This window comes from Ruminococcus sp. FMBCY1 (assembly GCF_023921805.1).
GTDB lineage: Bacteria > Bacillota > Clostridia > Oscillospirales > Acutalibacteraceae > Ruminococcoides > Ruminococcoides intestinale_A.
Genome location: NZ_CP074197.1, coordinates 409,572 through 424,227, shown reverse-complemented (window position 1 = coordinate 424,227; position 14,656 = coordinate 409,572). Strand labels below are relative to the sequence as shown.

Sequence of the window (14,656 nt, the reverse complement as noted above, 5' to 3'; positions counted from 1 at the left end):
TCGTAGATTTTTAATTATACTTCCTGTAAAATCGGAAGAATCATTGGGGTTCTGCGTGTTTTTTGTGAGATAAGTTTGGAAACATCATCTTTAATTCTGTTCTTGATTATACCCCACTCATGAATGTTGTTGTCTGCACAATCTTCAAGAATGTTGTTTGCAACCTGTCTTACCTCGTCAAGCAAACCCTCGCTCTCACGAACATATACAAAGCCTCTTGATACAATATCAGGGCCGCTGATAACATGACCGTCATAAACATCGAGAGATGCAACGATAATGATAAGTCCGTCCTGTCCGAGGTGCTTTCTGTCACGAAGTACAATACTTCCGACATCACCTACTCCAAGACCGTCAACAAATACCTTTCCCGCAGGTACGGCAGGCAATTCTTTCATATAGTTTTCGTTGATTTCAATGCAGCTGCCGACATCGCCGATATAAATATCTTTTCTGTCCATACCGAGGAACATAGCAAGATCGGCGTGTTTTCTTAGGTGCTTTTGCTCGCCGTGAACAGGGATAAAGTACTTCGGTTTTACAAGTTTATGAATAATCTTAAGTTCTTCCTGACAAGCATGTCCCGAAACATGAACTTCATACATTGATTCGTAAACGACCTTACAGCCCTTTTTGAGGAGTTCGTCAACAACATTTCCGACTGTTTTTTCGTTACCGGGAATAGGATTGGCAGAAATGATAATAAAGTCACCCTCGCCGACCATAACTTTGCGGTGGTCTGAATATGCCATTCTTGACAACGCACTCATCGGTTCGCCTTGACTGCCTGTAGTAACAAGAACAATTTGCTCTCTCGGGTATCTGTCAAGCATATCAAGGTCAATTAAAATATTTTCAGGCACGCTAAGATAGTCGAGCTCGCTTGCTACAGCCATATAATTGACCATACTTCTGCCAGAAAAAGCTACTTTTCTTCCGTATTTTTCCGCACAATTAATAATCTGCTGTACTCTGTTTACATTTGAAGCAAAGGTAGCAATAATAATTCTGTCGTGCTCCGCTCTTCTGAAAAGATTGTCAAAACTATCCGAAACCGTGCGTTCGGTCTGTGTGTAACCGGGACGCTCTGCGTTTGTGCTTTCAGCAAGAAGAGCCAATACGCCCTCATCGCCTACACGGGCAAAAGCCGACAAATCAATCATATCGCCTGTAATAGGTGTGCAGTCAATTTTAAAGTCGCCTGTATGCACAATTGTGCCTGCGGGTGTGCGGATAGCAAATGCAACCGCATCAGGAATTGAGTGGTTTACATGGATAAACTCAACGCTCATACAGCCGAGTTTAATCGTTTCGCCTGCATTAACTCTGTTAAGGCTTGACTCATTATAAAGGCTGTGTTCCTTGAGTTTGTTGCCTACAAGTCCGAGAGTAAGCGCAGTTCCGTAAATCGGAATATTCACTCTGCCAAGTAAGAACGGAAGTCCGCCGATGTGGTCTTCGTGACCGTGAGTTAGCACAATACCTCTGATTTTGTCTTGATTTTGTTCGATATAAGTAAAATCAGGGATAACAAGGTCAACACCAAGCATATCTCCGTCAGGGAAAGCCATACCGCAGTCAACAAGAATTATATCGTTCTCGCACTCAATCATTGTAATGTTCTTGCCGATTTCGTTAAGCCCTCCAAGGAAAGCAATCTTTACAGACGGCTTGTTTTTAATCGGTTTAAACTGTTTTTGATAAGGCTTTTTGCGGTAATTCTTTGAATATTTAAAATTTTTATTACCGCCCTTAAAAGTACCTCCCTTAAAAGATTCGGACGCTCCCTTGCCCTGCGACGGCTTGTAAGAAGACCATCCGTAATTTTTTTTACCTTTTGAGTACTTATTGTAGCTGTTGCTTTTTCTTCGATTATCGTACTTAAATTCTGTACTCACAAATTTACCTCCATATTTCTTAAAATTTATTAAAATTAACATTTCACACAATACAGGCATAAATTCCTTTTGTATGTATCAAAATATAAAGCCTGAAAATTCGTAATAAATACAAAGTTCTGATATAAAACGGTCATATCAGCAAAATGAAATATTAATTATTATATATAGTATAAATATATTTTGAATCCGTATTTAATACAGATTAAATCCTAATTGTAATCTTCTTTATTGTACCGCAAATCAAAGAGCAATGTCAAGCGTGTTAAAGAATTAAAAGACAATTTTAATATTACATTTAAGTAAACATTCCATATATTTCTATTTTAGTATGCTCAATATTTGAATTTTAAAATCATAATTACGGAAGATTTTAAAATTAAGAATTATGATTTAATAAATTCCGTAAATAATATAATTAAATTGAAAAAATAAACATAAAATATGGTTGCATTTGGTGATTTTGCGTATTATAATATAGGTTGAACATCAGCTAAGGAGAATTGCAAATGAAACAAGTTGAAATTTTTACAGACGGAGCTTGCAGCGGCAATCCGGGACCCGGTGGCTGGGGTGCGATTTTGAGATATAATGAGCACGAAAAAGAAATCTCGGGAGGAGAAGCCGTCACCACAAACAACCGTATGGAAATTAGTGCCGTAATCGGTGCGCTTTCACTCCTTAAAGAGCCTTGCAATGTAACTCTGTACAGCGATTCTCAATATGTTTGCAACGCATTAAAGCTCGGTTGGGCTAAAAAATGGAAAGCAAACGGTTGGATGCGCAACAAAAAAGAAAAAGCGCTTAATCCCGAGCTTTGGGACAAGCTGCTGTCTTTATGTGACATTCATAATGTTGATGTTGTATGGGTAAAAGGTCACGCAGGACATCCCGAAAACGAGCGCTGCGACCGTTTGGCGGTTGCCGAGGCGCACAAGTTTTCAAAAGCCTGACTGACCGATTTTTATATAGATATAGATAGGAGATTATCAAGTATGAGATATATTTATGCAGACAACTCCGCTACAACAGCTATATCGCCTACAGTGCTTGAAAAAATGATGCCTGTACTCACCGAGTACTACGGCAACCCGTCAAGCCTTTACAGAATAGGCGGTAAAGCCAAGGAAATTCTTGAAAACTCAAGAGAAAATATAGCAAAAAACCTTGGTGCTGCTAATGCTAATGAGATATACTTCACCTCAGGCGGCAGTGAATCTGACAACTGGGCATTAAAGGGCGTTTGCAGAGCCCTTAAGGCAAAAGGCAAAAAACACATTATCACTTCTAAGTTTGAGCATCACGCTATTCTTCACACATGCCAGACTCTTGAGAAAGAGGGCTTTGAGGTAACTTACCTTGATGTGTACGAAAACGGTATTGTTCACCCCGAAGATGTAGAAAACGCTATCAGAGAAGATACAGCTATTGTATCTATTATGTATGCAAACAATGAAATCGGTACTATCCAGCCAATTACCGAAATCGGAGCAATTTGCAAAAAGCACAAAGTAATTTTCCATACCGACGCTGTTCAGGCTGCCGGCTATGTAAAAATAAATGTTCAGGAGCAGAATATTGATATGCTTTCAATGACTGCTCATAAATTACACGGACCTAAGGGCATCGGACTTCTCTATGTAAGAAGAGGTATCAGATTAGAGAATTTAATTGACGGCGGTGCTCAGGAAAGAAATAAAAGAGCCGGTACAGAAAATGTTGCGGGAGTAGTAGGTCTTGACGCAGCTCTTCAGGAAGCCGTTGACACAATGGACGAAAGAAGAGAGCATCTTGAAAAATTGCGTGACAGACTTATTGACGGACTCCTCAAAATTGAGCGTTCAAGAGTAAACGGCGACAGAGTTCACCGCTTACCCGGTAATGTAAATATGTGCTTTGAGGGCATTGAAGGCGAAAGCCTGCTCTTAAGACTTGATATGAACGGAATTTCGGCATCTTCGGGTTCAGCTTGTACTTCGGGCAGCCTTGACCCAAGCCATGTTCTTCTCGCTATCGGTCTTCCTCACGAAATCGCACACGGCAGTATGCGTCTTTCTTTCTCAGCAGAGCTTACAGACGAAGATGTTGACTATATGCTCGAGGTTATTCCGCAGGTTGTAACATACTTAAGAAATATGTCACCTCTCTGGGAAAAAATTAAAAAGCAAGAGGCTCAAGAAGCCCTTAATAAATAAACAGGAGGCTTAGTTATGGCTTATTCAGAAAAGGTAATGGACCACTTTGCCAACCCAAGAAATGTTGGTGAAATTCCTGATGCCGACGGCATCGGTGAAGTTGGTAACTCAAAATGTGGCGACATTATGAAAATGTATATCAAAGTTAAGGACAACACTATTGTAGATGTTAAGTTCAAAACTTTTGGTTGCGGTGCAGCTATTGCTACAAGCAGTATGGCAACAGAGCTTATCAAGGGTAAATCTATTGATGAGGCTTTAAAACTTACAAACAAGGCAGTTATGGAGGCTCTTGACGGACTTCCGCCTGTAAAGGTTCACTGTTCTGTACTTGCCGAGCAGGCTATCAAGGCTGCTCTTGCAGACTACTACAAAAGAAACGGTATCGACCCAACTCCTATCGTAGGTGAAATCGGCGACTGCGACGATTGTCATTGCCATTAATCAAAATTTTAGGACAGGCTTTGTGCCTGTCCTTTTTTGTTGTTTCTTTATCAAAAGTTGAGATAAATTATAATTTAGCGGAGTGTCGGTCGGGCATTAAAATTTAGCTAACGCTAAATTATCCTCCCAAAAAACAAAAAAGTTTACTCAATTTTTTCAAAAATTGCGGGTTTGGGCAGCGCCCATAAAATCTTCCGATATAACAATTTATCAGGCGCAAACAGCCACGCTGTTTGCGTGCTAAAACTAAGTTTTGTTAAAACAGGCGACAGCCTTTTATAAAAGAAATGATTAACTTTTCATTATATAACGAATGGCTTTCTTGTTGCTATCGCATCGCCGTTGTGTTCAAGCCGCCAAGCAGCGAGCTGTTTGGCTATCGTTAGATTACATAAACGGAAAGTATTTGTGGGCTTTGCCCACAAATACGACCTTTGAAAAGGTCGAACAAACTTTTATAATTGTTTGGTAAATCATTTCGCTAAACAACAATTTATCTAAATGAATATTATTTTCAAAACTGAAAATAATAATATCGGTGATGAAAAATGTATAAAGATATGCCGTTAGGCTTTGTAAATGCACTTGCAAAAAATGAAAGTGCAATGCAAAAATTTGCTCAAATGGAAAAAGACGAAAAAGAAATCGTGCTTGAAAAAGCGCACAATGTTTCATCCAAACAGGAAATGCAAAACCTCATCAACAGCATAGGCTCATAACTAAAGACGGTCTTTCGACCGCCTTTTTTCTTTAAAATAATTTACAAATTTGAACTGTTATCAAAGCGTTTTCGTAAAAGTTTTAAAGCCTTGGTTTCAATTCTGCTTACATACGAACGGGAAATATTCAGTTTCTGTGCAATCTTTTTCTGCGTAAGCGGCTCACTCCCGTCAAGTCCGTAGCGCATAACAATTATCATTTTTTCCCTTGGTGAAAGTTCTTCGTTAATAAACTGACTGAGCTTTTTACTGTTGAGTTGAAAATCAATCTGCTCAAGTATATTGTCATCAACTGCCATTATATCAAGCAAAGTCAGTGGATTTCCGTCCTTATCGCTGTCAATCGCTTCGTTGAGTGAAATATCCTGCGCCGTCTTTTTAGCATTACGGAAATGCATTAATATTTCATTCTCGATACATCGTGACGCATAACTTGAAAGCTTAATTTTTTTGCTTATGTCATAGGTATTTATCGCTTTTATAAGTCCGATAGTGCCGATTGACACAAGATCATCTTGTTCACTCTGATTGCCGTAATATTTTTTTATAATGTGTGCCACAAGCCTTAAATTATGTTCAACAAGAATATTTCTCGCCTCTATATCCCCTTTTGCACTCCGCACAAGATACTCGTGCTCCTCTTTTTCGGAAAGAGGTTTTGGAAAAGAGCCGTTTCCGCAGATATGAAGAATAAAAAAGCAAAGGTACTGCCCCAGAAAATTAATTAATTCAATCAAAAAATCACCCCTGACAATGCATATAATCGGATTTATACCTAATTATAAGTATTCAGTCAGGAGTGAGATTTTGCTTGTACCCACCTAAATATCGTAAGAAATAATTTTTTTATTCTTAATTACAATTTCTTTGTTGCAAATTTTTTTTGCCGCCATTTTATGAGAAATCAAAATACAAGTTTTATCTTTGAGTGTTTTAAGATTTTTAAGCAGTTGAACTTCTGTTTCGGCGTCAAGTGCCGAGGTTGCCTCATCAAAAATAATAATCGGAGAATTACAGTAAACCGCTCTCGCAATCGCAATTCTTTGTATCTGACCCTCCGACAAGCCCTTTCCGTTCTCACCCACGACAGTATCAAGTCCATTTGGCAATCTGTTTATAAAATCATAAGCACAGGCAATTTTCGCAGACTCAATAATTCTCTCGTCATCGGGATTATTTGACACAAATGCAATGTTATCTCTGATTGTACCCGAAAGCAGAAAATTACCTTGCGGTACATACGAAAACATACATCTTATATTTTTATCGACAAACACATTTTCTCCGTTTGAAAGTGAAAGATAAATCTCGCCTTTATCGGGTGAAATTACATTAAGCAAAAGCTTTGTAAGCGTACTTTTGCCTATTCCCGAAATTCCCGCAAGCAATGCAAAATCACCTTTTTTTAGCACAAGACTTGTATTTTCAAGCACATTTTCCCTGCCGTAGCTGAAAGTAATATTATCAAAAACTATTTTTTCTGTCTTATCATACAGCTTTTCGGTATCGATTGCAGAATTATTTACCACATCTTCATTATCGAGATTTTCAATATCCATAAGTCGCTCCGCACTTGCAAGAGCAGAATAATATGACGGCAAAATACTGCTGATACCACGAACAGGGCCTTGAATTTGCGACACAAGCGCAAGCATAGAAGTCAATACACCGTATGTAATGGTATGGTCGCTGATTGCAAAAGCACCCCAAATTAAAGCATACATATATCCGAGGGCAAATATAAAAGAAAATCCGGTTGTGGCAACTATAGAGATATAATTTCTTTTTCGTTTTATTTTAAAATTATTCTGTTGCAAATTCATAGCATTTTCAGACACCTTATTTTCAGCGCCAAAAACTTTTACCACAAGCAGACTTGAAAAAATCTCCTGAAAAAACGACCTTGTCTTACCGTCAGATTCCTGTACCGCCTTATGCAATGTTTTCATTTTTGACTTAAAAAGCAGCACAACAACAAACATCAGCGCACCGCCGAAAACAAAAACAAGGCTGAAAGTTTTATCAATAGCAAACAGTACAACAAAAACACCAACCAATTTTACGATAAAATACACCATATTCGGCACTATAGAAATAATCGAACTGACTAAAACCGACACATCGCTTGTTATTCTGTTAAGTAGTTCGCCGGTGTGTATGCTTGAAATCTCATTATATTTTTTTCTGATAATATTATCGAAAATATCTTGTTTTATAGAAATTTCAAGTTTTGACGATACATTGAAAGTCAGCACCTTACTTATAATTCTTATGACAAGCTGTGCGATCGTAAGTGAAATAAGTATAATTGCGAAATACACAATTCCGCCGACATCAGAGTTAACCGCCGAATCCACAATACCCCTCGACAAAGTAGCGACCGCAACACCGAGATATGCCATTCCGCCGAAAATAACAGACATAATTATAATACCGAAAATCTGTGGTTTGGCTTTTTTTACTATCCACTTATTGGTTTCGGAATCAAGTATTTTTTTCAGCTTTTCCATAGCTATCTCCTGTCAGTAAAAATTTTTCGCAAATTTCCGCCGTTTCAATATTCATATTGCATTTTAGCAAATAGAAATAATTTTCCTTAATCAACTTATCAGCCGTATTTAACATATATCCCGCATATTCATCATCAAGAGAAAATTTAATCGTATTTTTATATATTCTTGAAAAAATACTGTTTTTGTCAAGGACTTCAATACTGTTCTCCTCTGCCCTTTCAAGAAAAATAATGCCGCCGAGTTTTGCACGGATATTTTTATTTATCCCCGTTCCACCGTCAAAAGGCGAACCGTACACATACCAATCGTTGTCAATAAATCTGATAATCGGTTTATCATCATTGATTATCTGTACATTTTCAGCGCCGAATTTTTTTATCCACAGTTTTGTGTGCGTTGACTTGCCCACTCCCGAATCGGCAGAAAAAAGATACGCTTTGCCTTTATAAAGGATTGCAGACGAATGGAGAAATATTGCATTATATTTCAGAATTTTTTTATTGAAAACATCTGACATAAAAATACATTCCAATTCACCGATAGAAAAGAGCATATTCTCGTTGTATTTTTCACGCAGAAAATCTTCTTTGACTGCAAGTTTAATTTGAGCAGGTTCGTTGCCCGAATACTCATAATTCTTTGCATTTTTTTCAAATGTCGGAAATTTAGGTCTTATATCGCTTATAATATCAGCAATTTTGTAAATCGGCATAACATCACCAAATTTTATTATATAACAAAATCTAAAAATAAGCAAGAAAAAGCACAGATGTTGCCACCTGTGCTTAAGTTTAATAATTTAGTTTTGACCGTGAGCGATAAATGTCTGAATTGCTGTAGCATCAATTACATCAATAATTCTGTCCTTGTTAAAGTCGGCAGCCTTAACAGCGTCATCTGTTAATACAGACTCACCTGCAATGTAACGCTGAAGAAGTGTTACATCATTAACATCTATCTTGCCGTCAAGATTAACATCGCCGTACAAAGTTTTTTTGTCAAGTGCAACAAAGTTAATTCCGTTTTCCTCTGCATAAGTTTCAGCATAAGAATTTGTATAACCGAAAATTGTAAGTTTATCGCAATTCAAAAATGCTTTGTCAGAAATATTTTTAACTGTTTTCGGAATAACGACTTTTTCAAGAGAGGTACAGCCTGCAAATGAAAAATCCGAAATTGTACCGACAGAATTAGGAACGGTAAACTCTGTTAAAGAAGTGCAGTTCTGGAAAGTCTGTCCTTTAATTTCTGAAATATTAGAACTGATATTTACAGATGTCAAAGAAGTACAGCCCATAAATGCGGCATAACCGATTTTATCAAGTGTACTCGGAATATTGACTGATTTTAAAGATGTACAGCCCGCAAACGAAAACTCGCCTATAGCGTCGATTGCCTTAGCGTTTGCAAATGATACAGATTCAATATCTTTATTATTCATAAAAGCAGAATCGGCAATTTCCAATACGGTAAAGGAAGAAAGTTTGTTTGGAACTGACACATTTTTATCAGTGCCTGTATATCCGTAAATTCTGCAATTGAAATCGCTTGTCGGCAAATATTTAAAACCGCTTTCTTCAAAAAAAGTTGCAGCATTTGCAGATACAACAGCAGACATTGTGAATATTAATACAAGCATAACACTTGCAATTCTTACGAATTTTTTAGTTTTCATAACAAATTACCATTCTACATCAGCACCATCAGTAGCAATAACATCAGGGTTGCTCTGTTTAATTCTTTGCAATTCAACATCATCATTCTCACTGTCAGCGAGAATATTCTCAAATGAGAATTTAGTTACTTCAACTTCAGGTGAAGAATAAAACTTTTTGTTTTTCATTCAAATACCTCCATAAGTATTTTAACGGCAAGGCAGATTTTACTCTGCCCTGCCAAAAATTCAAATCATCAAACTGTGGCGTCAGGATCTAAGTTGATGTTTGCTAAGTCAGAAGTAATATATGTAAGGTTACCGATATCATACATATTCATATAAACAGGATCACTTAAGTAAATCTTTCCTGAAACTGTATCATAAATATATGAGTAAACCTTCATAACATTCTGCTGTGATGTTTCACTGTTCTTGAATCTTAAATAATACTCAATTCTGTTCTTTACAGAAATATTTGAGTTATTAATCTCATATTTGTAAACATTTCTTTCAGCACCGTCCATTGTGTAAGTGCCTACCTTACCGTTTGCAGTTGCATCCTTTACCAAATTGCCAATAGCATCTTTATTAGAAGTTGTTTCATAAGACTTGAGATCATTAATATCGTTATATTTTGCAACGACTTCAAAGGTAACTCCAACCTTGATATTAGCATTATTCTTGATGAGTTTCTGATCCTTATCAAAGCTGAGAGCAAAGTCTGTGTAGAGGTAATCGGTCTTTGAACCGTCTACATTAAGACTACCGTCACCCTTGACACCGTTAGCATTAGTCCACTGGTTTCTGGTGTATTCAAGAAGTCTGATGCTTGCCTGAGCCTCTTTGATTTCATTCTTTGCAAATCTGCCTGCATAAACAGGAACTATATAATAATTCTGATAGCTGATGTAGTTATATTCCTTAGAATATGACTTAGAAATAAGATTCTTATAACCATCAAGTTTTGTAAGAGCAGTTAATCTCTTTGACATATCCGGATCAGGATTACCTAACATATAAGCTTTTACTGCGTCGCTGTACTTTTGAGCCTCATCTTTGTTATCAAAGATAGCCCAGAAGCTGAAATCATATTTGGTAGTGCCGGAATAATTGAATTTTTCAGGGAATTCAGTTGTACCTGTCTTGTAGAGATAATCACCGTCCGACGACTTAGCTAATTCGCCATACTTAACCTTAGCAGGCAGTGTCCATTGACCATCAACTGTCAAAGCAGAAATATTAAGATCAACAGTGGTTGTGTTAGCCGATACTGTTGCAACATAACTGTTAATAGTCGCCTTATCCATATCCCACGTAATTACTTCTCTGAAGTTTGAAACAAACGGAGCTTTCCTTATGATGAATGCTTTGCTAAGCTGTTCTTTTGTAAGACCGGCAACTACATTCTCAGCCCACATTTCCTCTAACTCAATACCTGATACTTTATCCTTAATAACATAACTCTGTTCACCGTTAAGTCTTGTTTTATAAGTGTAAGTAATCGTGTATTCGAGTGGATTTGATGTGATATTTGAATAGAACGGAATGTTTGACTTTTTAAGTTTGTAAGAAATACTGCCATCGGCGTTTTTGATTTCTTCAAACAATGAGCTAATTGCACGCTCTACACTGTAAGTTTGCTCACCTGTACCTGTAAAATCTTTATTATAACGTACAGGTTTGTCACTACTGTAACCTTCATAGAAGCCTTCTACAGTATCGTTACCATAAGGTACGGTTCTAAGTGTAAGACGAATGATATATGTGCTTGTATAAGTAACATATTTTGAAGGAATTACAAGGTTACCTGATGTTTCATCAATAGAAGCCTTAACATTATTTGCGCTGTCTATGATGTCTGCTTTAATGAAAGTTTTGCCATAAGCAGAACCGTCAAGCAATGTGTGTGAAAGTGTTAATGTGCCGCTTGGAGTATTAATGAAACGAGCAACATAAGTTGCGTTGTTTGTCATTGGGATGTCAGTATCGGACTCATTAGTAATGAATGAATAACCGTCAGAGGTCTTAAGGTACCAGCCAAGGAAATAGTAATTAGCATTGGCGTCTGTTTGAGCATGAACACTGAAGTTACCGCCATCGACTTCACCCTGACAAGTTGTCTTGCCGTTGTAATCGGCATTTGTAAAGTAAGCCTTAGCACCTGTTTTTTCACCGACATTGCTGTCTGCTACAAATGCGTCTTCGATAAACGGAGAAGTATCGTCTGCTCTGTACTCAATCTTAACATTAGCGGAAATCTTCTGAGCTTTCTTAGAGAAATACCAACGACCGTCAGCACGAGTACCCTTATCGTAACCGTCAAATTTTGACATTTCATAAGCAATCTTTACAGGTAAACCGGCATATTGCTGCTTAAGTTTGTTATAAGCTACCTGATAAGCAGGGTCAACCTTGGTCTCATCAATAAGGCTAGAACAGTTGATTGTAGTAATGTATGTACCGTCATGGGCATATACTGACCACTCAGTAGCATATTTACCAATATTTTCATTATTCTTATAACCGTCAGATATTACCGTAAGATACTCGCTGTCATATTCAGCAGTCCAATCTTTTGAAAGAATATTTCCAAAGATGTCAACGATATTACCGGAGTAATCCTTAAGCGGTTCAAGTTCGTCCGGATTATAAGTAGAGTTGGTTAAATTGTCCTTAGGGGCATTATCTATTGTAGTTCTGTAACGGAAGTCGAAGATAATATTATCTACATCCGCAGTTTCAGAAAGTTTATAGAAGTCATCGTAGTCGTATGTCTGGCAGTTAGACTCACTTTTATCACTCGTATCAGAGAAACTCTGTTTATGTATATCGTCCCAGAAGTAGTTGTTCAATGTAATACCGGATACCGTATTGGCTTTATTACCATTAAGGTACTTAGGAATCTGCATTGAATATTTACCACCCTCATATACCAAAGGCTGACCGGGATAACCGCCAAGCGCATTCTTTGTTAGAGAATTAAATTCGTCCTTTTCTACGCCGTTTGTGTACCAAGCCTGAACAGCAACTGTGTTGCCCCACTTAGCCTGTACTATTTCGTCAAAGCCCTCTACATAGAATGTAACGGTATCAGTATCATCAATGTAGTAGTAAATAGGTGTAATTTCTATTCTGCTACCCTTAAAATCTTCAGGAATGGTATATTCACAAGTATATACACCGTCTGTGGTATCTGCCTGTGAAGCATCGATAATACCGTATGAATAACCGTTGATTGAGAAAGCCTTTACAAAATATGTACCTTTGTAGTCATCGCCAATAGTAGTTGTAATCTTGAGTTTAGTACCGACTTTTGCATATGCTGTATCGTAATAATCTTTTTTAGCATATTTAGTCAAATCAGCTGTATTTTCTGCTGTAAGTACAGTGTCTGCCATATCAGCATACTTCTGATATGTAGCTCTGACAGTACCGTCTTTAGCAAATACTCGAACCATTCCCTCTACACCACTTGTAGGAATTACCTCGTAAGTTGTAGCCTTTGAAGAGTCAGTTGAACTCTCAACAATGTCCTTACCGTCGTAGTAACCGAGGTTAATCTTTACACTTGAAATAGTACCTACATAAGCATCACGTACTTTAAACTTTGCGAAAACTGCTTGTACATATTGGCTTTGACCTGCCTTAGGCAACCAATTATCGCTACTTCCGCATGCAAGTTGTTCACTATCAGATAAAGTTTTAGAATTATTGTAATGATCATACGCATATTCCCATGATGTTGACTCACCTTTTGAATTAGAAATCATAAAACAATATTCTTTAGAGTCGTCAAAGTTCGACTCGTCAAAGTAAGCATACACCTGATTATCTGAATTATAGTAAAGGTTAAGATACTGTGTGAAATCACTCGGTTTTGAACTGCTGTCGCTGTAAATGAGGTAAAGATTCGGAATCAATGTACCGGTATTTTCTCCGGCTTTTGTAACCTTAGGAGCAACTGTGATATTCTGTGCAGGCATTGAGAATGTAAATGTATAAGTATTGCCGCTTGTAGAAGTTGTTACTGTTGCACCGTCAACAGCAAGAGAAGCTGTGTAGCCCTCGTTTACTGTAACAGTTACCTTTACAGTTGTACCTGCGGCTAATGTAGTTTCTGTAGGATTAATACTTGAATCTACTACGCCCTCACCTGTAGGAGCTGTGTATGTAACAGAGTATTTGGCATCTGTCTTTACCTTAAATGTAGCAGAAACAGTTACATTGCTTGCAGGCATTGTGTAAGTATGTGTTGATTCGTCAGTAGCCGCAACACTCTTACCGTCAGCAGTTGTTACAGTAATAGCATCAAGCTCATAACCGTCATCAGGTGTGGCTGTTACTGTAAATGTCTTGCCTGCCTCAAGTGAGGTTGCAGAAGGAGTAACTGTACCGTTTGTGATATTTTTATCAACAGTTACAGTGTATTTAGTGGTAGGTTCTGTACTGCTATATGTAGTCCAAGAAAGAGTATAATCTGAATTAACCTTAACGCAGTTATAAGTATTGTTTTCAAGAACAGCTATATTAGTTCCTGCGGAACCATCCCATACAATTTTAAAACCTCTGAAATATTCGTGACTACCTATAGCAGAAAAATCAAATTTATAAGTATAATTTCCAAGGTCTTTTTTATTAGTAATCCAACCACCATAGTTTGTGAAGTGATCATCCCAATAATAGTTTACACCCGAATTTTTACCCGACATTGTTTTACTTACTGCAGATAAATCAACATACATATAATCTTGATTATATGTGTATCCTGTTTCATTAGCCGCATTCGAAGTAACCATACCGACAAGCATAGTCGAAAGCATCATCATAACAGCAAGCACAATAGAAATCGACTGTTTGCCAATACGCTTGAAATTCGTTTTCATTTTTATTACCTCCATTAAAAAATTGAAACATATGAGCCGAATAAGTCTGTACCGTCCGAGAGGGAAGTTTTGCTTTGACGGCGACCGCTTTTACCGACTGACCTTCGGTGAATTTGCTGTATTCGGCAGTCAGACCGTATACTAACCCATAATTTTATTCTTTTATATTATAACATTTTTAGGTTTTTATTTCAATATTTTTTTGATGTTTTGTCGATTTTGACATTTCTTTATTAATTATATACAAAACAAATATATAATTATTGTGCAATAATAATATTTTAAATTACTTCAAAGAATTATAATTTTATAAATTTTTTATAACAAAAAATTTTTGGTGTCAATAT

Annotated in this window: 11 protein-coding genes; 4 read left to right on the top strand and 7 right to left on the bottom strand. The window is 37.2% G+C overall.

The genetic code is table 11. The features are described from left to right. Positions 1–14 precede the first annotated feature (14 nt). Positions 15–1,898, bottom strand: a complete 1,884-nt coding sequence (locus KGF34_RS01905) for a ribonuclease J (RefSeq protein ID WP_252559646.1) — start codon at positions 1,896–1,898, stop codon at positions 15–17. 509 nt (positions 1,899–2,407) lie between these two features. Between KGF34_RS01905 and rnhA the strand changes: the two genes are divergently transcribed. The 4 genes from rnhA (at position 2,408) to KGF34_RS01885 (ending at position 5,256) form a co-directional block, all read left to right on the top strand. After that, positions 2,408–2,851 carry a ribonuclease HI gene (rnhA, locus tag KGF34_RS01900; RefSeq protein WP_022234884.1) on the top strand — a complete coding sequence of 148 codons (444 nt, stop codon included), beginning with the start codon at positions 2,408–2,410 and terminating at the stop codon, positions 2,849–2,851. Between the two features lie 42 nt (positions 2,852–2,893). Then, on the top strand, positions 2,894–4,093 hold the full coding sequence (nifS, locus tag KGF34_RS01895) for a cysteine desulfurase NifS (protein ID WP_022234883.1): 1,200 nt from the start codon (positions 2,894–2,896) through the stop codon (positions 4,091–4,093). A 15-nt stretch (positions 4,094–4,108) separates the two neighbouring features. Continuing rightward, positions 4,109–4,537, top strand: a complete 429-nt coding sequence (gene nifU / locus KGF34_RS01890; protein ID WP_022234882.1) for a Fe-S cluster assembly scaffold protein NifU — start codon at positions 4,109–4,111, stop codon at positions 4,535–4,537. A gap of 548 nt (positions 4,538–5,085) precedes the next feature. Beyond that, complete coding sequence (locus KGF34_RS01885) at positions 5,086–5,256, top strand: hypothetical protein (RefSeq protein ID WP_022234881.1); 171 nt, start codon at positions 5,086–5,088, stop codon at positions 5,254–5,256. A gap of 41 nt (positions 5,257–5,297) precedes the next feature. On the opposite strand, the gene sigK is transcribed toward KGF34_RS01885, so the two are convergent. The 6 genes from sigK to KGF34_RS01855 form a co-directional block, all read right to left on the bottom strand. After that, positions 5,298–5,993 (bottom strand): RNA polymerase sporulation sigma factor SigK, encoded by a 696-nt coding sequence (gene sigK, locus KGF34_RS01880; protein ID WP_186934886.1) that lies wholly within the window; start codon positions 5,991–5,993, stop codon positions 5,298–5,300. A gap of 84 nt (positions 5,994–6,077) precedes the next feature. Continuing rightward, positions 6,078–7,766: an ABC transporter ATP-binding protein gene (locus KGF34_RS01875; RefSeq protein WP_252559645.1), complete on the bottom strand. Its 1,689-nt coding sequence runs from the start codon at positions 7,764–7,766 to the stop codon at positions 6,078–6,080. Beyond that, entirely contained in the window at positions 7,741–8,481 is a 741-nt protein-coding gene (locus KGF34_RS01870) for a hypothetical protein (RefSeq protein WP_252559644.1), read from the bottom strand. Before KGF34_RS01870 ends, KGF34_RS01875 begins: the two co-directional genes overlap by 26 nt. A gap of 87 nt (positions 8,482–8,568) precedes the next feature. Next, positions 8,569–9,444, bottom strand: coding sequence for a leucine-rich repeat protein (locus KGF34_RS01865; protein WP_252559643.1), 876 nt, complete (start codon positions 9,442–9,444; stop codon positions 8,569–8,571). 6 nt (positions 9,445–9,450) lie between these two features. Beyond that, positions 9,451–9,612, bottom strand: coding sequence for a hypothetical protein (locus KGF34_RS01860; RefSeq protein WP_176781154.1), 162 nt, complete (start codon positions 9,610–9,612; stop codon positions 9,451–9,453). 68 nt (positions 9,613–9,680) lie between these two features. Then, on the bottom strand, positions 9,681–14,309 hold the full coding sequence (locus tag KGF34_RS01855) for a hypothetical protein (protein ID WP_252559642.1): 4,629 nt from the start codon (positions 14,307–14,309) through the stop codon (positions 9,681–9,683). Between the last annotated feature and the right edge of the window lie 347 nt (positions 14,310–14,656).

Coding starts and splice junctions, on each gene's coding strand:
- rnhA (WP_022234884.1), top strand. CDS start 2,408: ATGAAACAAGTTGAAATTTTTACAGACGGAGCTTGCAGCGGCAATCCG.
- nifS (WP_022234883.1), top strand. CDS start 2,894: ATGAGATATATTTATGCAGACAACTCCGCTACAACAGCTATATCGCCT.
- nifU (WP_022234882.1), top strand. CDS start 4,109: ATGGCTTATTCAGAAAAGGTAATGGACCACTTTGCCAACCCAAGAAAT.
- KGF34_RS01885 (WP_022234881.1), top strand. CDS start 5,086: ATGTATAAAGATATGCCGTTAGGCTTTGTAAATGCACTTGCAAAAAAT.
- KGF34_RS01875 (WP_252559645.1), bottom strand. CDS start 7,766: ATGGAAAAGCTGAAAAAAATACTTGATTCCGAAACCAATAAGTGGATA.
- KGF34_RS01870 (WP_252559644.1), bottom strand. CDS start 8,481: ATGCCGATTTACAAAATTGCTGATATTATAAGCGATATAAGACCTAAA.
- KGF34_RS01865 (WP_252559643.1), bottom strand. CDS start 9,444: ATGAAAACTAAAAAATTCGTAAGAATTGCAAGTGTTATGCTTGTATTA.
- KGF34_RS01860 (WP_176781154.1), bottom strand. CDS start 9,612: ATGAAAAACAAAAAGTTTTATTCTTCACCTGAAGTTGAAGTAACTAAA.
- KGF34_RS01855 (WP_252559642.1), bottom strand. CDS start 14,309: ATGAAAACGAATTTCAAGCGTATTGGCAAACAGTCGATTTCTATTGTG.